Genomic DNA, 17,006 nt, shown 5'->3' with positions numbered 1-17,006 from the left:
TTGAGTTGTTCATGGCAGTCTCTCGAGGGGGAATGGGGCGGTTGAAGAATCGGCGCAGCAGGGCTGCTGCGTTCATTGCGGTGGTGCGTCGGCGATGGCGCGCACGCATTGTTTGGCGTGCCACAACACCGTGCCGATGACGCCGCGGGTATCGCAGGCCACCATCAGCAGGCGCACCGGGTCACCGGGGATGGCCAGCATCAGCACCTTGCCGTGCTCGGCATCGAGGATGAGGGTGTCCAGTTCGCCAAAGCGCAGCTCGCGGCCAAGGGCGCCGGCGAGGGCGAGCATCGAGCTGGTCATCGCGGCCAGGCGGTCCACCGTGTCGGCCTGGCGGCCGAGTTGGGCCAATGCAAAGCCGTCGGTGCTGGCCACCACCGCGCCCTGCAGGCCGGTGACCTCCTTTGCCAAGGCGGCCAGGGCGCGTGCCAGGTGCGGCGCTTCGGCCTGCGGTTGTGGGGCACTACTCATCGGCATGCACCAGCGCCTGGCATTCGATCTGGCTCATCAGCACATCCATGAGGGTGATTACCTGGCGCGGGCTGCGCGGATCGAGCGGGATCGCCGGCAGTGTCGGGGCATGGCGTTGCAGCCAGGCATCGCAGGTGTCGCGCATGAAGGCGCTGGTTGCATCGCAGCGGGTGATGCCGATGACCAGCGGCAGGGTGGGATTGCAGCGGTGGATCGCCTGCAGGTGGTGCAGGGCATCGTCGTGCGCGTCGCCGGCGCTGGCATCCACCAGCACGATGGCGCCGCGCGCGCCCTTGAGCAAAATCGGCCACAGGAAGGCGAACCGCGCCTGGCCGGGCGTGCCATACAGGCGCAGGCGGTCGCCGCCGGGCAGCCGGATGTCGGCGTAGTCCATGGCCACGGTGGTGAACTCCTTGGCGGCGGCCGGATCGGTGTTGCGCGCTTCGGTCACGATCGCCGTGCCTTGCGCCAGGGTCTGCACGAGCGTGGATTTGCCGGCGCCCATCGGGCCCAGTACCACCACTTTGTGTTCCTGCATGGTCAGTGACTCCAGTGCACGCGGATCTGCCGCCACAGGCCGGCCAGCCGACTCTGCGCGCCGGTGCGCACGGCGCGCGCGGTGTCGCGGGCAGGGAAGGCATAGCCGCTGAGATAGGCCGCGTTGAAGAACGCCTGCACGTGCTGCTGCGACAGACCAAGCACCGATCCGCAGGTCGCCACGTCCAGCCCGTGCTTGATCAGCAGCGCGCAGAGGCGGAAGTCGTCGTGGCGATTGCCCAGGATGCGGAAGTCCGGCCAACGGCTCAATTTCAGGCGCGTTTCCAGCGCCAGCGGCGGCAGCGGACTGCCCTCGACGCTGGCCTCCAGGCCCAGCGTCCACAGCGTCGGGCCAATGGACAGGGCACGGCCGGCCGCTACCTTCTGTTCGAAATCTTCGCGCGACAACGGGTGCAGCGAGACCGGTGCGTGGGTGTCCTGCAGCAACCTCCGCAGGCAGGCGACACTGCGACTGGCCGGTTCGGCATAGAGCATGCGGTTGCGGCTGGCGTCGAGCCAGCACAGCGCGTCCTGGCCCAGCAGCACGGCGATGCAGTATGGCCGGCCGCCCTGCTGCGTCTCCGCGCCGAGGTACAGGCGAAGTTGCTGCACGAAGGGGATGCGCCCGGGAATCGCCGCGTGCAGTTCGGCAACCGAGGCGACGGGGAACGGGGTAAATCGACCAGGCCGGTTCATGGATCGCACCTTGCAGTGAGGAGAGCGCCGGCGGCGTCCGTTGCGTGCACGCACGGCTGAACGATCGGGCGAGCGGATCGGAAGGGAGGAGGTGTCCATCGGGAATCGGGGGAGGGTTCGCGCCAGGCGTAGTGGCTACATAGAAGACCAGCGCGGTGCGCAGGCGTCCATGCAAGAACTGGAAAATGCCGCGTGTTTGCATCACTGCGTTTGCTGCGATTTCAACGCGGGAAACTGCGATCGCCTGCGAGGAACGCCGCAACTTCAAGCGCCTACGATGCCTGCATGCGATGCGCTGGCATCGCCCGTGCGACGTGGGCACGCATCCCATGAAGAAGGACTCCCGCAGGGAGTCCAACGCAAGGACGTTCAATGGAAATTCGAGTCGTGGTCGCCGACGATCACCCCGTGGTGCTGCAGGGCGTGCGCGCCATCCTGCACGCGGACAACCGCTATCGGGTGGTGGGCGAAGCCACCAGCCCCGGCGAACTGGCCGCGGTGCTGGAGCAGACCCCGGCCGACGTGCTGCTGACGGACTTCTCCATGCCCGGTGGCCCGCTGCCGGACGGACAGGCCATGCTCGCGGCGGTGCGCCGCCGCCACCCGGAGCTGCCGATCCTGGTCATGACCATGTTCAACAGCCTGCCATCGCTGCGCGCGGCGCTGCGCCTGGGCGTGCGCGGCATCCTGGACAAGTCCGCTGCGTTCGACCGGATCGCCCATGCGATTTCGCGGGTGAGTGCCGGCGGCACGCACATCGACGAGGGCCTGCGCCTCCAGCTGGAGGAGGTCGACGCGGCCCCGCATGCACTGCATGCCCTCACCCCGTGCGAGTTCGAGGTGCTGCGCCTGTACGTCTCGGGCCCGTCGCTGACCGAGATCGCGACCCGCTTCAACCGCACCATCAGCACGGTCAGCCGGCAGCGCGCCTCGGCCATGAAGAAGCTGGGCATCCGCACCGATGCGGAATTGTTCGTCTATTCCATCGCGCACGGCATCTGCCAGGTGCCCGGTGTGCCCCCTCCGTCCGACACGGGCTGATGTGACCGGCGGCGGGGCGGGTCAGTCAGCCGCGCGTCGGGAAGCTAAATAGGGGATGAAATCAGCGACTTTCGGCCTATGTCACCGGCGCCCGCTTTGCCACATCCTTGCCGCACCACCAACACAGGGTCGAGGCAGGCATGAGGAGCAAGGGAATGAAGCAGGGAACGCGGGCATGGGCGTGGGCGTTGTTGCCGTCGATGCTGGTGCTGGCGGCCTCGGTGCAGGCGCAGCATTACGATCGCGGTTATGACGACGGCTACAACAGTGGGCCGGTGCGCTGCGAGTCGAACAAGAATCGCACCCAGCAGTGCCCGCTGCAGGGCCGTGCGCGGCTGGTGCGGCAGCTCTCGGGCTCGCCGTGCGTGGAAGGCCAGACCTGGGGCCAGGCCCGTGACGGGGTGTGGGTGACCCAGGGCTGCCGCGCCGAATTCATTGCCGAAGGCGGTCGTCGCGGCGGCGGCCATGGCGGAAACGGGGGCGGCTGGGGTGGCGGACGGGGGCAGGTGATCACCTGCGACTCCAACGACCGTCGCCTGCGCCGCTGCAACGTGAGCATCCGGCGCGATGCGCGCCTGATCCGGCAGACCTCGCGCACCGCGTGCGTGGAAGGCAGCAGCTGGGGCTGGGACCGTGACGGCGTGTGGGTGAACGGCGGCTGCCGCGGCGAGTTCCAGGTCAACTGACCCGGTTCATCGGCGCGGCACGAGGCTCAGAAAAATCTGATACAGGTCACAGTTTGAATCGGGTACTGTCCGGGGCGGGAAGCCCCGGCTTTACCCGCCGGCCCGGCGTGACGGGCCTTCGCTGATCGACCGCCTCAAGGAGAGAGCGCCGCATGTTGATTCGCCTGCAACTGGAACACCGCCTGTGGCGGGTGCTGCACCCGGACAAGCTGGAATCCTTCCGCTTCCACGACAGCGCCAAGGCGTTCGATTTCGCCAACGCCCTGGCGCGCCTGCACCATACCGAAACCGGCCACCGCAGCTCGGTGCGGGTGGAGGCCAGCGGGGCCTATGTGGAAGCGGTGCGTTACGGCTAGCGCATGGCGGGCGCCGACCGTGGGTCGGCGCTCCGGATGCATCAGCCCGCGGCGCTCAGCGGGTGGTCGTTGCCGGCCAGCGCCGGCCAACGCTTCAACACGGCCGCGCGGATGCCGGCCGCATCGATGCCGGCCTCGGCCAGCAGGTCTTCGCGGCTGGCGTGGTGCTGGAAGCTGTCGGGCAGGCCCAGGTGCAGGATCGACTTGAGCACGTCTTCGGCATTGAACAGTTCGGCCACGCCCGAGCCGGCGCCGCCGGCCACCACGTTGTCCTCGATGGTGACAAACCCGTCGTGGGTGCGCGCCAGTTCCAGCAGCAGGGCACGATCCAGCGGCTTGATGAAACGCATGTTGACCACGCTCAGGCCCAGCTCGCGGCCCACCGCCTCGGCGGCCGGCACGGTGCTGCCAAAGGCCAGCAGGGCCACGCGGCTGCCCGGCACGCGCAGCTCGGCCTTGCCGATCTCCAGCGTGGCCAGATCGGTGCCGGCGGCCACGCCGGTGCCGCTGCCGCGCGGGTAGCGCACGGCGGCCGGGCCGGCATGGCGCAGGCCGGTGGTCAACATCTGGCGGCACTCGGCCTCGTCGGCCGGCGCCATCACCACCATGTGCGGCACGCAGCGCAGGAAGCTCAGGTCCAGGTTGCCGGCATGGGTGGCGCCGTCCGGGCCGACCACGCCGGCGCGGTCGATCGCAAACAGCACGTCCAGCTCCTGCACGGCCACGTCATGCACCAGCTGGTCGTAGGCGCGCTGCAGGAAGGTGGAGTAGATCGCCACCACCGGCTTGGCGCCCTGGGTGGCCATGCCGGCGGCCAGGGTCACCGCGTGCTGCTCGGCGATGGCCACGTCGAAGTAACGTTCCGGGTATTCCTTGCTGAAACGCACCAGCCCGGAGCCTTCGCGCATGGCCGGGGTAATGCCCAGCAGGCGCGGCTCGGCGGCGGCGGCATCGCACAGCCAGTCGCTGAACACGTCGGTGTAGGTGGGCTTCTTGGCGCCGCCCTTGGAGACCAGGCCCTTGTCCGGGTCGAAGGGGGCCACGGCGTGGTAGCCGATCTGGTCGCCCTCGGCGCGCTCGTAGCCCTTGCCCTTGGTGGTCATCACGTGCAGCAGCTTCAGGCCCTTGAGGCCCTTGAGCGTCTTCAGCGTGGCCACCAGCGCGGGGATGTCGTGCCCGTCGATCGGACCGGTGTAGTGGAAACCCATTTCCTCGAAGAACGTGGACGGCACGAACATGCCCTTCCAGTGTTCTTCCCAGCGCTTGACGAAGCGCGCCGACGGCGACTTCTTCTTGTCGCCCAGGATCTTCTTGCCCCCTTCGCGCAGCGCGTTGAGCGTGCGGCTGCCGGTGGCGCGGCCCAGCATCTTGGTCAGCCCGCCGACGGCCTCGGAGATGGACATGTTGTTGTCGTTGAGGATCACCAGCAGGTTCGGTTCGCTGTCCATGCCACCGGCATGGTTGAGCGCCTCGTAGGCCATGCCGGCGGTCATCGCGCCATCGCCGATGACGGCCACCACCTTGCGCTCATCGCCCTGCTGCTGGCGGGCGATGGCCATGCCGAGCGCGGCCGAGATCGAGGTGGAGGAATGGCCGACGCCGAAGGTGTCGAACTCGCTTTCCTCGCGCTTGGGGAACGGCGCCACGCCATCCTTCTGCTTGACCGTGTGGATCTCGTCGCGACGCCCGGTGAGGATCTTGTGCGGGTAGGTCTGGTGGCCCACGTCCCACACCAGCTGGTCCACCGGGGTCTGGTAGAGGTAGTGCAGGGCCACGGTCAGCTCGATCACGCCCAGCCCGGCCCCGAAGTGGCCGCCACTGCGGCCGACCGATTCGATCAGGTAGGCGCGCAGTTCATCGGCGATGGCAGGCAGTTCGGACTCGTCGAACCGACGCAGGTCATCCGGTGACTGGATGCGCGACAGGCGGGGATAGCGGGCGGAATCGATCATGTTTATCGCGCTTGTTCTGAGCGCCTATTTTCCCCCCCAAACACGGGTGGGGCAAGCAAACGGCTGCCATCCACGACAAACAGCGCCGATGCCTGCGACAGTGTGTCGCAGTTCAGGCGGCCAGCTTGGAGCGTTTGGGCAGCTGCGCCTTCAGGAACGCCATCTGGTCGGCCAGGATGTGGCGGTTGGACAGGATCATGTGTTCGATCCAGCTGGGCCGGTAGGGCACCGCCAGCAGGGGCATGCCGGCCTGCTGCGGGGTGCGGTCGCTCTTGCGCGAATTGCAGTGGAAGCAGGCGCTGACCACGTTTTCCCAGACATCCAGGCCGCCCTTGGAGATCGGCATGACGTGGTCGCGGGTCAGTTGCGGGCGGTTGAACTGCTGGCCGCAATACAGGCACAGGTGCGCGTCGCGCGCGAACAGCGCCTGGTTGGACAGGTTGGGCGTGGGGTCCAGCGCGCGCGAGCGGGCGTGGCCGCGGGCGGCGATGATCGGGTGCAGGTCCATGCCGCTGCGCAGGCCGGTCATGCGGCTGGTGCCGCCGTGGATGTGCAGGCACGGGTCGCCCAGGGTCCAGGCGACGGCATCACGGGCGTAGAGGCAGGCTGCGTCCTGCCAGTTGATCCAGTCCAGCACGCGGCCATGTGCGTCCAGCGACAGCAGGCGCACGCTGCCGGGGCGGTGCAGGGTGGCGATGGGCGACACTTCGTCGACCGGGGCGGACGAGGCTCCGGTATCGATCAGACCTAAGCGAGTAGTGTCTGTCTCCATCGGGAAAACAGCTTATACCGGAATGATGGCCATTTGGGTATCGCCAGCGACGGCGAGACCCAAATGGCCATCATTCCGGTTCGGGCACGCCTCGTGTACCCCGGCGTCCCGGGCGGCCGGGGGGGGGGGCGGTCAACACCGCCACCCGGTCGGTGCCGACCGTTGGTCGGCACGAATGCCAAGCCGACGCCCTGGGCGGCCTTATTCGCCGAAGTGCGCGTCTTCCATCGCCATCAACGATTCGGCACCGGCCTGGATCGCGGCGGCGTGGCTGAGGGTGCGCGGCAGCACACGGGCGAAATAGAAGCGCGCGGTCTCGCGCTTGGCCTGCTTGAAGGCCGCGCCCTGTGCCGAGGCCTCGGCCGCGGCAACACTGCGCGCCCACCAGTAGGCCAGCACCACGTAGCCGGAATAGAACAGGTAGTCGAAGCTGGCCGCGCCCAGTTCATCCGGGTTGCCGGCCGCGCGCTGCAGGGTGGCCATGGTCAGCTTGCCCCACTCGGCGGCCTTGGCGCGCAGCGGTGCGATGAACTCGGCCAGTGCCTCGTCGCCCTCGTGGGCCTGGGCGAAGGCCTCGATCTCGGCCAGCATCAGCTTCAGCCCGGCGCCCTGGCTGGAGGCGGTCTTGCGCCCGATCAGGTCCAGCGCCTGGATGCCGGTGGTGCCTTCATAGAGGGTGGTGATGCGGGCGTCGCGGGCCAGCTGCTCCATGCCGTGCTCGCGGATGTAGCCGTGGCCACCGAAGCACTGCAGGGCGTTGTAGGTGTTCTCGATGCCCCACTCGGTCTGGCAGGCCTTGGAGATCGGGGTGAGGAAGCTGACCAGGGTGTCGGCGCGCTCGCGCTCGGCGGCATCCTCGGCGTGGTGGGCCACGTCCACCAGGGTGGCCGCGTGCAGGGCCAGCAGGCGGCTGCCTTCCACCAGCGACTTGATGATCAGCAGCATGCGGCGCACGTCCGGATGGACCAGGATCGGGTCGGCCGGCTTCTCCGGGTTCTTCGGGCCGCTCAGCGAGCGCGACTGCAGGCGCTCGCGGGCGTAGTGGAGGGCATTCTGGTAGGCGCGCTCGGACAGGCCGATGCCCTGCAGGCCAACCCCCAGGCGCGCGGTGTTCATCATGGTGAACATCGCCTGCAGGCCCTTGTGCGGCTGGCCCACCAGGTAACCCTCGGCGCCGTCGAAGTTCATCACGCAGGTGACCGAGCCCTTGATGCCCATCTTGTGCTCGATCGAGCCGCAGCGCAGCGCGTTGCGCTCGCCGACCGCACCGCTGCGGTCCACCTTGAACTTGGGGGTGACAAACAGCGAGATGCCCTTGGCGCCGGCCGGGGCGTCGGGCAGCTTGGCCAGTACCAGGTGGACGATGTTGTCGGTGAGGTCGTGCTCGCCGGCGGTGATGAAGATCTTGGTGCCGGTGATGGCGTAGCTGCCGTCGGCGTTGGGTTCGGCCTTGGTCTTGAGCAGGCCCAGGTCGGTGCCGCAGTGCGGTTCGGTCAGGCACATGGTGCCGGTCCAGCGGCCTTCGATCAGCGGCTTGAGGAAGGCCTCCTGCTGCCAGGCTTCGCCGTGCTGCTTGAGCGCTTCGATGGCACCGTGGGAGAGCAGCGGGAAGTTGCCCCACGCCAGGTTGGCGGCATTGATCATCTCGTTGAGCGGCACGCCCAGGGTGTGCGGCAGGCCCTGGCCACCCAGCTCCGGTGCGGCGGTCAGGCCGGTCCAGCCGCCCTCGACGAACTGCGCATAGGCCTGCTTGAAGCCCGGCGGGGTGGTGACCTCGCCGCTGGCCTGGTCGAGCACGCAGCCGATCTCGTCGCCCACGCTGTTGAGCGGCGCCAGCACGGTGGCGCTGAAGCGGCCGGCTTCTTCCAGCACGGCATCGACCACGTCGGGGGTGGCGTCGGCAAAGCCGAGGCGGGCGAACAGCGGTTCGACCTTGAGCACGTCATGCAGGGCGAAACGGATATCGGAAAGCGGGGCGGTGTAGCGGCTCATCGTCAGGTCTCGATCAGGTGCAAAGGGGGGGCGGTGGGGCGGACGGTCAGCGCAGCACGCCGGGCAGGCCGGGGGCCTGGTTGAGGGTGCTGCGGCTGTCCACCTCGAAGCTGCGTTGTTTCTTTTCCTGCGGCGTGGCGCTGACCGTGCCCTTCAGCGCGTAGGCCAGGGTGCGGTTGCCGGCCAGCGCATCGGCCATGACCAGGCGCGCGCCGGAGGCCGGCTTGAGCTGCAGGGTGATCACGTCGGCGGAGACGCCGCCGATGGACAGGTCCGGCCGGGTGGCCAGCGTGCCTGCGGTTTCATCGCCCACGGTGAGGGTCAGGTTGACGTCCTCGAAGCGCATCGGCATCGAGCTGAAGTTCTGCAGGCGCAGCGCGATGTCCCAGCCGCCGTCGGCGCGCACGGTGAGCTGCTGGACGCTGGCCGCAGGCGGTGAGACGCGCTTGACCACGCCGCTGTTGCAGGCGGCCAGGGCCAGGGTGGTGCCGGCCACCAGGGCGATCATCAGGACGGTACGAAAACGGTGGTGCATAGGCGCAATCCTCGTGCGGGTGCTGCGTGGGCCAAAGCATACTACGGCGTATGGTGATTTGGCTGGGTTGGGATGGGTGCTGCAAGGGTAGTGCCTGGCGCGCCCCTGCCGCGCGCGCCGGACCGGTGCGGGGCCGGTGCGGGCGGCAGGTGGGCGAGGGTGTGCGGTGGGGTGCGAACCGCGTGCAGGATCGGGCGCGCAAGGGCAGGCCGGCGACGTGGTCAGTCTGGCGTGGCCTCAATCGACCGGGGCCATCACCCGCAGCGGCGCCAGGTCGTAGCCCATCGCTTCGGCACGCGCCTTGAGCTGGGCGAACAGGGCGCTGTCCATGCGCGGGGAGCGCGAGAGGATCCACAGGTACTTGTGCGCCGGATCGCCGACCACGGCCCATTGGTAATCCGGGTCGAGGGCGATCACCCAGTAGTCGGCCCACACCAGTGGCACCCAGCTCAGCCAGTCCGGCGCGAAGCGCACCTGCAGGCGACCGGGATGGCCCTCCACCGGGCGCGCCACGCCTTCGGCGGCGATGCGCTCGCCTTCGGCAACGCGGCAGGCGTTGTACACGCTGATGCGCCCGTCTCCGCGCAGCGCATAGGTGGCGGTGATATCGCCCACGCACTTTTTCTGGAACGACACCGGCAGGTGCGCGATCTCGTGCCATTGGCCGGCGTAGCGGCCCATGTCCAGGGCCGGCACGGAGGTGACCGGGGCCGCCCACGCACTGGCGCTGGCCGACAGGGCCAGCAACGCGGCAATCAAGGACTCACGGATACGCATCGACGGCACTCCCGGCAGGACCCGCCCGAGCTTAGGCGCGGGGCAGGGGCGGTGTGTGAAGTTTCCGTCATGCGCGCCGCCGCTGCCGCTACCGGCGTATTACGGCGCCAGGCGCAGGTGGCGGGCGTCGTCCACGCGCACCTGGGTCTGGAAGTAATACTTGCCGCTGGGCTGGCCGTCGTGGGTGAACTGGATCGTGTTCCGGCGCGCGGTGCCCTGGACCAGCAGGCGGCGGTTGACCAGGCGCTCCAAGGGCAGGCCCAGTTGCGCCTGCAGGGCCTCGGCCTGTGCTGCATCCAGCGATACGCTGAGCGCAACCTGGTGGCGATAGTCGCGCTCGCTGTTGAGGTAGATGCGGTGCTCGGTCTGGTCCACGTTCTGCACGGTCAGCACGAAGGTGCCGCTGATGCCGCGCTTGGGATCATCGTTGGCCGCCTGCACGGCTTCCACCGGAGTGATCCAGCCGGCGGTCGGCGGCGCGATCATGGCGGTGCGGTGCGCACAGCCCACGCTCAACAGCAGGGCAGGCAACAGCAAGGCAACACGCATGGGACATCCTTGTTCAATGGCGGTGTGCCAGTGTGCCTGCGGCGTGGTGCGCTGCCAACTTGGTGGCGCAGATGCACGCGGGTGATCGCGTTGACTTCTGTATTGCGGCGCATGAAGCCCTGCGCATGACAGCTTCGTCACCCCCGACAGTTGATCGGTGGCCGCCAGGAGATCTAAAGCCAAAGCACTGGCCGTTGGGAACAAGGGTAGCTGTGGGATGCCGGCCAGCGGCCGGCACTACCGCTTCGGTCTTTTTGGTGCGTGCCGATGGGTGAGGAACAAAAAAAAAGACCTGCATTTCTGCAGGTCTTTTCAAATAGTGGTGGCCGAGGACGGAATCGAACCGCCGACACGGGGATTTTCAATCCCCTGCTCTACCAACTGAGCTACTCGGCCACTTCATCGCTGCGTTGCCGCTGGCGAGGACGCGAATAATACGGAGGTATGCAGGGTTCGGCAAGGGTTTCGCGAAAAAAATTTCACATTTGTTGCTGCGCGGTGCGCAGGCAGCGGCAAGTGCTTGATCCAGCGTGCCTGCACGCCCGATGCGCGCGCGTGGCCATCGATGCGATCCGTGCGCGGCTCAGTGCGTGTCCTCGGGCATGGTCCACAGCAGCACGATGCCGATGGCCATGATCACCGCCGCCAACAGCAGCGATGCCTGGTAGGAGCCACTGTCGCGCGCGAGGGTGCCGGCCAGCGCCGGTGCCACGATCTGCGCCACGCCATAGCTGAGGGTGAGGTTGGCCATGGCCTTGGCCGGGTTGTGCGGATAGTGGCGGCCGACCACGGTCAGGGTGAGGCTGACGATGCCGGCGAAGGTCAGGCCGAACAGCAGCGCGCTGCCCAACCCCGCCGCCAACCCGTCATCCAGCAGCGGCAGCACGAAGGACAGCGCCTGCAGGGCGAAGGCCAGCATCAGTGCGCGGATCAGGCCGAGCCGCGCGGCCAGCCGGTCCCAGCCGAAGGTGGAGGGCACCGCGGCCAGCCCGACCAGCACCCACACCGCGCTGCCGTGGCCGGCAAAGGCCGGGGTCTGTTCGAGGATGGCCACGATGAAGGTGGCGCTGACCACGAAGCCGAAACCGGCGCAGAAGTACGCGGCCACCAGGTGCCGCCGCCAGCGAATGCCGGGGGGCGCGGGGGCAGTGGCGGCCGTCTGCGGGCTGGCCGCTGCCGGCGCCGGCATCCAGCGCCAGGCCGGCACCAGGAACAGCAGGCCCAGCCCGCCCAGCCACAGCCACTGGCCACTGGAGCTGGCGTGCCCGGCCAAGGCGGCCGTGGCCAGCCCGGAGACCGCGATGCCCAGCCCCAACCCGGCAAAATGCAGGCCCAGGCGCGGCCGCTGGTGGTGGGCCAGCAGCCAGTTGAGCACCAACCCCGAGGCCAGCAGCAGGCCGGCGGTGCTGGACAGCCCGGCCACGAAGCGCAACACGCTCCACAGCACGATGTGCGAGGTGACGCCCATCAGCGCGGTGGCCAGCACGGCCAGCACCAGCCCGACCCGGTAGAAACGGAACTTCTGCCGCATGTCGCCCACCCGTGCCACCAGCAGCGTGCCCAGCAGGTAGCCCAGGTAGTTGAAGGTGGCCAGCCAGCCACCCTGCGCCGCGCTGAGCCCGGCGTCCACGCGCATCAGCGGCAGCAGCGGGGTGTAGGCGAAGCGGGCCAGGCCCACGGTGAGCACCAGCGCGCCGATGCCGGCGGCAATGACCTGCCAGGGGCGCAGGGCGGACGGGGGAGGGCTGGCAGGCGGCATCAGGCGCGGCGAGGTGGTGGGAGGTCCGCTGATCCTGGGCGATCGGGGGCCGGCTGTCTTTCGATAGAATGACCCATCATGTCGACCACACGACAATCCCGCCCCCGCACGCTGGCCGCCCCGGGCCGCGAGCTGGTGGTGCCGCCGCTGTCCGGCCTGCCCTGGCCGGTGGTCGCGCACAGCCGGCAGATGGCCGCCGATGATCACTTCCCGCCGCACGTGCATGGCTGGAATCAACTGGCCTTCGCCACCGATGGCGTGCTGCAGGTGAGCGCGGCCAACGCGCGTTACGTGATCTCCCCGCAGCAGGCGTTGTGGGTGCCCACCGGCACGCTGCACCATACCCGCGCGCTGGGCGCGGCGGCGTTCCGCAATTTGTACGTGACCGACGCGGTGGCCACCGGCATGCCCGGCCACTGCACGGTGCTGGAGGTGTCGCCGCTGCTGCGCGCACTGATCATCGAGCTGGGGGCGATCCGCGCCGAGGACGATGCGCGTTACTACACCGACCTGTGCGCGGTGATCGCCGCGCAACTGCAGCGCCAGCCGCGCCATGCGCGGCACCTGCCGTGGCCGAAGGACGCGCGCCTGCAGCGCTGGTGCCAGGCGCTGTACGACCAGCCCGATGATGACCGTGACATGCGCGCCTGGGCCACCCAGATGGGCGCATCGGCACGCACGTTGGCCCGCCATTTCGAACGCGAGACCGGCATGAGCGTGCGCGCCTGGCGGACCCGGCTGCGCCTGCTGCGTGCGATCGAATGGCTGGCCCAGGGCCGCTCGCCGACGGTGGTCGCGCACGCGCTGGGCTATGCGTCGGCCTCGGCGTTCAACTACATGTTCCGCGTTGAAATGGGCGCCAGCCCGCTGCAATGGCGGCGCGCACGGCAGGCTACGGCGCGGCGGGACACGCCAGGCTGACCAGCCGGTCGCCGTCGAAGCGGGCCTGGATCATGCCCGCGCTGCTCTTGTGCAGCGGCCAGCGTGCAAGCGCGCCGGCACCGGGCAGTGGATTGCCGAGATGGAAGTAGACCTTGCCGCGCGAGTCGCCCGGTTGCACGTGGGCGCACCCGGCGACCGGCGCGGCCCGCTCGCCGCAGTCGCCCTGCAGCAGGCACAGCCGGGTATGGCACACCCCCGCGCCGGACCAGCGACCTTGCGCCAGCGTGCAGCCCGGCGCGGTGGCCAACATCGCCCAGCCGGCCAGGCCGAACACGGTGGTGGCCGACATCAGCACGAGCGCGGCGCGGCGCAGTCGCAGGGAAGGGCGGGGCTGGGGCTGGGGCGGGGTCATCGCGCGATGATGTCATGACCACTGCATCACGTCCGCGCCGCTAGCCTCGCGGTGAGCCGTCCGGCATCGACAGACACCAACGAGGCGCAGCATGGGCAGTACCGACAAAGAATCCACCAAGCAGCAGGGCGTCGACGAAACCCGGCAGGATCGCAAGCAGGAAGACGTCGCCCGGCAGCGCCCGGGGCAGGAAGACCAGAAGGTCCACGATGCCAACACCAGGCGGCCGCCCCGCAAGGACGACAATCCGGCCTGAGCCGGCCTGTGACGGCGCGGACTGGCCGCGCCGTGGCCGGATTCACGCCGGCCGCGCACAACAAAAAGCCCCGGACGATGCCGAGGCTTGATGGTATGGAATAGTGGTGGAGCCAAGGAGGATCGAACTCCTGACCTCGTCGATGCGAACGACGCGCTCTCCCAGCTGAGCTATGGCCCCACGGATGCTGCACTTACCCCGCAGGCACTGCCTCGCGTTGGACATAGTCTAGCGCTGTGAATGGGGCGCTGCCAAGCGCCGATGTGTCACGGCGCGCGCGCGCGCCGGGCAACGCTTCAGGCCGGGAGGCAGGGTCCGCCCTCGGCTGCAGCCGCCGATTCTGAACGCGGCCGTGGTTTTGTGAAGACGATTTTCACGAAGCCTCTTTGTAAAACAAGAACTTGGGCGATACATCCGCGCCTAAGGCAGTACGCGCATGAGGGTAAAGAGGACCAGAAAGGGTGCCGATAAGAAGTGTGACGAACATCCCACACTTTCTCCTTCGAGTACCAACGATGACGACACGTGCCGCCACCGTTTTCGCTTCCTCCATCGGCGCGCGCCTTGCGCTGCTGATCGGCCTCATCACCGCCGTGGCCTTTGCCATGCTGGCCGTGCTGATCTACCGCCAGTCCGCGAGCAGCTACCAGCAGCGCGTGGAGGCGGGGCTGCAGTCCTCCACGGCGCTGATGCGCGACTCGGTCGAACTTTACGACCGCAGCCTGAGCGACAGCACAGAGCGCATGGCCGGGACGTTCCGCGCGATGCTGCCCGAGGGCGAGGCGCGCGTGGAGGCGGCCCAGCCGGTGCAGGTGGGCGAGCGCGAGGTGCCGACGCTGCGCCTGGGCAACCAGGCGATCAACCTTGAGGCCGACGCGGTGGACCGCTTTGCCGCCGCCACCGGCGGGGTGGCCACGGTGTTCGTGCGCCAGGGCGAGGATTTCGTGCGCGTCTCCACCTCGCTGCGCAACGCCGAGGGCGCCCGCGCGCTGGGCACCGTGCTCGACCATGCCAACCCGGCCTACCGCATCGTGCTGGGCGGCGGCCGTTACACCGGGCCGGCGCACCTGTTCGGGGTGGACTACATGACCCACTACATGCCCATCACCGACGCCGACGGCCAGGTGGCGGGCATCGCCTTCGTCGGCCAGAACTACTCCCAGGGCCTGGCCGCGCTGAAGACGCGCCTGCGCACCGCGCAGCTGGGCAAGCAGGGGCATTTCCTGGCGGTGGACGTGCGCCCGGGCGAGCGCCTGGGCCAGCTCATCGCCGCGCCGGCGGGCGAAGGCCAGGCGCTGGCCGAACGCGTGGACGCGGCCGACCGGCCGGCGCTGGACGCATTGCTGGCGGGCACGCGCGAGCAGGCCATCCTGCATCTGCGCAGCGGTGACGATGGCCCGGCGCAGGCCTATTTCGTCTCTGCCCAGGCCTACGCGCCGTGGCAGTGGGCGGTGCTGGGGCTGGAGCCGGTGTCGGTGCTGCAGGGCGTGACGCACGCATTGATGCTGCGCATCGCGCTGGTGGCCGGGCTGGGGCTGCTGGCCGTGATCGTGGTGCTGCTGGTGGTGGTCAAGCGCCTGCTCACCACGCCGCTGGCCGAAGCCGGGCAGGTGGCGCGCGACGTGGCCGCCGGCCGCCTGGACCGCCAGATCGTGGTCGCCGGGCAGGACGAGGTGGGGCAGCTGATGGGCGCGCTGCGGCAGATGCAGGGCAAGCTGCGCGAGATCATCCAGGCGCAGAACGAAATGAGCCAGCGGCATGCCGAGGGGGCGATCAGCCACCGCATCGACAGCGCGCGCTTCGAGGGCGAGTTCGGCACGATGGTGACCGGCACCAACGACCTGGTGGACGCGCACATCCAGACCAAGATGCGCATGGTGACCCTGGTGCGGGCCTACGCCGATGGCGACCTGTCCGCCTCGATGGAGGACCTGCCGGGCGAGAAGGCGCTGATCACCGAAGCCGTCAACGGCGTGCGCGGCCGGCTGCTGGCGATCAACGGCGAGATCAAGCGCCTGGTCGCGGCGGCGGCGGCCGGCGATTTCAGCGCGCGCGGCGAGGCGGCGGCGTTCCAGTACGATTTCCGCGAGATGGTCGAAGGGCTCAACACCTTGATGATCACCGCCGATCGCAACCTGGCCGCGCTGTCCGGGCTGTTGCGGTCGCTGGCCGCCGGCGACCTGCGCGGCCGCATCGAGGGCCAGTTCCAGGGCGTGTTCGCCACCATGCGCGATGATGCCAACGCCACCGTGGCGCAGTTGACCGCCATCGTCGGTGACATCCAGCAGGCGGCGGTGTCGGTGTCCACCGCCTCGGCGGAAATCGCCGCCGGCAACGAAGACCTGTCGCGCCGGACCGAGCAGCAGGCGGCCAGCCTGGAGGAATCGGCGGCCTCGCTGGAAGAACTGACCGCCGCGGTGAAGCAGAACGCCGACCACGCCCGCCGTGCCGACCGCCTGGCCAACGATGCGGCGGCCGTGGCCGCGCAGGGCGGGGCCGCGGTGGCGCAGGTGGTGGAGACGATGGCGGGCATCGAGGCGTCCTCGCACCGCATCGCCGACATCACCTCGGTCATCGATGGCATCGCCTTCCAGACCAATATCCTGGCCCTCAACGCGGCCGTGGAAGCGGCCCGCGCGGGCGAGGAAGGGCGTGGCTTCGCGGTGGTGGCCTCGGAGGTGCGCGCGCTGGCGCAGCGTTCGGCGCAGGCCGCGCGCGAGATCAAGGACCTGATCGATGTGTCCACCCGCCAGGTCGCCGACGGCAGCCAGCTGGCCAGCCAGGCGGGGGACACGCTGCAGCGCGTGGTGGCCTCGGTGGGCGAACTGGGCGGCCTGATCGAAGACATCGCCAGCGCCAGCCAGGAGCAGGCCGCCGGCATCGAGCAGGTCAACCAGGGGATAGTGCAGATGGACGGAGTCACCCAGCAGAACGCGGCGCTGGTGGAAGAAGCCTCGGCGGCGGCGCGTGCGTTGAATGCGCAATCGGCGGACCTGCAGCACACCGTGGGGCGTTTCCGACTGGCCGAGCCGGCGCGACTGCCGCGCCGGGCCGAAGTGGCCTGAGCCCGCGCGAAGGGGCGCCTGCGGCACGTTGCGCAGGCGCCTTCTTCGCCCACGCGGGTACGTCAGGCCTACCGGGCCTCGCAGCGAGCGGGCATAATCCGCGCCAGACTCCCGGCGGCTCAGCCAGCAGATCAGGGAAGGGGATGGACGGCCGTCCCCCGCATCGCCCTGCAACCAGACTGCAACATCCACGCCATAACGTGCCCCATCGCTGCGAAAGCCGCGGTGTCGCTGTTGTTCATCCGCGTGCGCCGCACGCCACCCCGTT

Annotated in this window: 17 protein-coding genes and 2 tRNA genes; 6 read left to right on the top strand and 13 right to left on the bottom strand. The window is 69.1% G+C overall.

The window, feature by feature from the left end:
- Positions 1-72: 72 nt before the first annotated feature.
- Genes RSA25_RS03600 through RSA25_RS03590 form a run of 3 tightly spaced genes read right to left on the bottom strand, consistent with a single transcriptional unit; the run spans position 73 to position 1,704 of the window.
- Positions 73-471, bottom strand: coding sequence for a roadblock/LC7 domain-containing protein (locus tag RSA25_RS03600; protein WP_332807546.1), 399 nt, complete (start codon positions 469-471; stop codon positions 73-75).
- Complete coding sequence (locus RSA25_RS03595; protein ID WP_332807545.1) at positions 464-1,009, bottom strand: ATP/GTP-binding protein; 546 nt, start codon at positions 1,007-1,009, stop codon at positions 464-466. Before RSA25_RS03595 ends, RSA25_RS03600 begins: the two co-directional genes overlap by 8 nt.
- Before the next feature lie 2 nt (positions 1,010-1,011).
- Positions 1,012-1,704: a hypothetical protein gene (locus RSA25_RS03590; protein WP_332807544.1), complete on the bottom strand. Its 693-nt coding sequence runs from the start codon at positions 1,702-1,704 to the stop codon at positions 1,012-1,014.
- Positions 1,705-2,076: 372 nt separating this feature from the next.
- Here RSA25_RS03590 and RSA25_RS03585 point away from each other — a divergent pair, with 372 nt between their 5' ends.
- The 3 genes from RSA25_RS03585 (at position 2,077) to RSA25_RS03575 (ending at position 3,787) form a co-directional block, all read left to right on the top strand.
- Positions 2,077-2,745: a response regulator transcription factor gene (locus RSA25_RS03585; RefSeq protein ID WP_332807543.1), complete on the top strand. Its 669-nt coding sequence runs from the start codon at positions 2,077-2,079 to the stop codon at positions 2,743-2,745.
- A gap of 155 nt (positions 2,746-2,900) precedes the next feature.
- Positions 2,901-3,431, top strand: a complete 531-nt coding sequence (locus RSA25_RS03580; RefSeq protein ID WP_332807542.1) for a DUF3011 domain-containing protein — start codon at positions 2,901-2,903, stop codon at positions 3,429-3,431.
- A 152-nt stretch (positions 3,432-3,583) separates the two neighbouring features.
- Positions 3,584-3,787 carry a hypothetical protein gene (locus tag RSA25_RS03575; protein ID WP_332807541.1) on the top strand — a complete coding sequence of 68 codons (204 nt, stop codon included), beginning with the start codon at positions 3,584-3,586 and terminating at the stop codon, positions 3,785-3,787.
- Between the two features lie 41 nt (positions 3,788-3,828).
- Here the strand turns inward: RSA25_RS03575 and dxs are convergent, their stop codons facing one another.
- The 8 genes from dxs to RSA25_RS03535 form a co-directional block, all read right to left on the bottom strand.
- Positions 3,829-5,739, bottom strand: a complete 1,911-nt coding sequence (gene dxs / locus RSA25_RS03570; protein ID WP_332807540.1) for a 1-deoxy-D-xylulose-5-phosphate synthase — start codon at positions 5,737-5,739, stop codon at positions 3,829-3,831.
- Between the two features lie 112 nt (positions 5,740-5,851).
- Positions 5,852-6,511: an HNH endonuclease gene (locus tag RSA25_RS03565; protein ID WP_332807539.1), complete on the bottom strand. Its 660-nt coding sequence runs from the start codon at positions 6,509-6,511 to the stop codon at positions 5,852-5,854.
- A 201-nt stretch (positions 6,512-6,712) separates the two neighbouring features.
- On the bottom strand, positions 6,713-8,503 hold the full coding sequence (locus RSA25_RS03560) for an acyl-CoA dehydrogenase C-terminal domain-containing protein (protein ID WP_332807538.1): 1,791 nt from the start codon (positions 8,501-8,503) through the stop codon (positions 6,713-6,715).
- 46 nt (positions 8,504-8,549) lie between these two features.
- A complete protein-coding gene (locus RSA25_RS03555; protein ID WP_332807537.1) occupies positions 8,550-9,038 on the bottom strand; it encodes a hypothetical protein in 489 nt (162 codons plus the stop codon).
- Positions 9,039-9,275: 237 nt separating this feature from the next.
- Complete coding sequence (locus tag RSA25_RS03550) at positions 9,276-9,815, bottom strand: lipocalin family protein (protein WP_332807536.1); 540 nt, start codon at positions 9,813-9,815, stop codon at positions 9,276-9,278.
- Between the two features lie 99 nt (positions 9,816-9,914).
- Positions 9,915-10,364: a hypothetical protein gene (locus RSA25_RS03545; protein WP_332807535.1), complete on the bottom strand. Its 450-nt coding sequence runs from the start codon at positions 10,362-10,364 to the stop codon at positions 9,915-9,917.
- 320 nt (positions 10,365-10,684) lie between these two features.
- Positions 10,685-10,760 (bottom strand) — tRNA-Phe (locus RSA25_RS03540).
- A gap of 187 nt (positions 10,761-10,947) precedes the next feature.
- The gene (locus tag RSA25_RS03535) at positions 10,948-12,123 is read right to left on the bottom strand and encodes a YbfB/YjiJ family MFS transporter (RefSeq protein ID WP_332807534.1); all 1,176 of its coding nucleotides are present in this window, start codon (positions 12,121-12,123) and stop codon (positions 10,948-10,950) included.
- 78 nt (positions 12,124-12,201) lie between these two features.
- On the opposite strand from RSA25_RS03535, the gene RSA25_RS03530 reads away from it, so the two are divergent.
- A complete protein-coding gene (locus RSA25_RS03530; protein WP_332807533.1) occupies positions 12,202-13,044 on the top strand; it encodes a helix-turn-helix transcriptional regulator in 843 nt (280 codons plus the stop codon).
- Here the strand turns inward: RSA25_RS03530 and RSA25_RS03525 are convergent.
- Entirely contained in the window at positions 13,016-13,417 is a 402-nt protein-coding gene (locus tag RSA25_RS03525) for a hypothetical protein (RefSeq protein ID WP_332807532.1), read from the bottom strand. The genes RSA25_RS03530 and RSA25_RS03525 overlap by 29 nt on opposite strands.
- Before the next feature lie 91 nt (positions 13,418-13,508).
- Between RSA25_RS03525 and RSA25_RS03520 the strand changes: the two genes are divergently transcribed.
- A complete protein-coding gene (locus tag RSA25_RS03520; RefSeq protein WP_332807531.1) occupies positions 13,509-13,673 on the top strand; it encodes a hypothetical protein in 165 nt (54 codons plus the stop codon).
- A gap of 104 nt (positions 13,674-13,777) precedes the next feature.
- On the opposite strand, the gene RSA25_RS03515 is transcribed toward RSA25_RS03520, so the two are convergent.
- Positions 13,778-13,853 (bottom strand) — tRNA-Ala (locus RSA25_RS03515).
- A gap of 335 nt (positions 13,854-14,188) precedes the next feature.
- Here RSA25_RS03515 and RSA25_RS03510 point away from each other — a divergent pair.
- Positions 14,189-16,738, top strand: coding sequence for a Cache 3/Cache 2 fusion domain-containing protein (locus tag RSA25_RS03510; RefSeq protein ID WP_332807530.1), 2,550 nt, complete (start codon positions 14,189-14,191; stop codon positions 16,736-16,738).
- Positions 16,739-17,006: the final 268 nt, after the last annotated feature.

Source organism: Stenotrophomonas sp. (assembly GCF_036662295.1).
In the GTDB taxonomy this organism is placed as follows: domain Bacteria; phylum Pseudomonadota; class Gammaproteobacteria; order Xanthomonadales; family Xanthomonadaceae; genus Stenotrophomonas.
The sequence above is the reverse complement of the archived record's forward strand: the minus strand, read 5'-3'. Positions and strand labels throughout refer to the sequence as shown.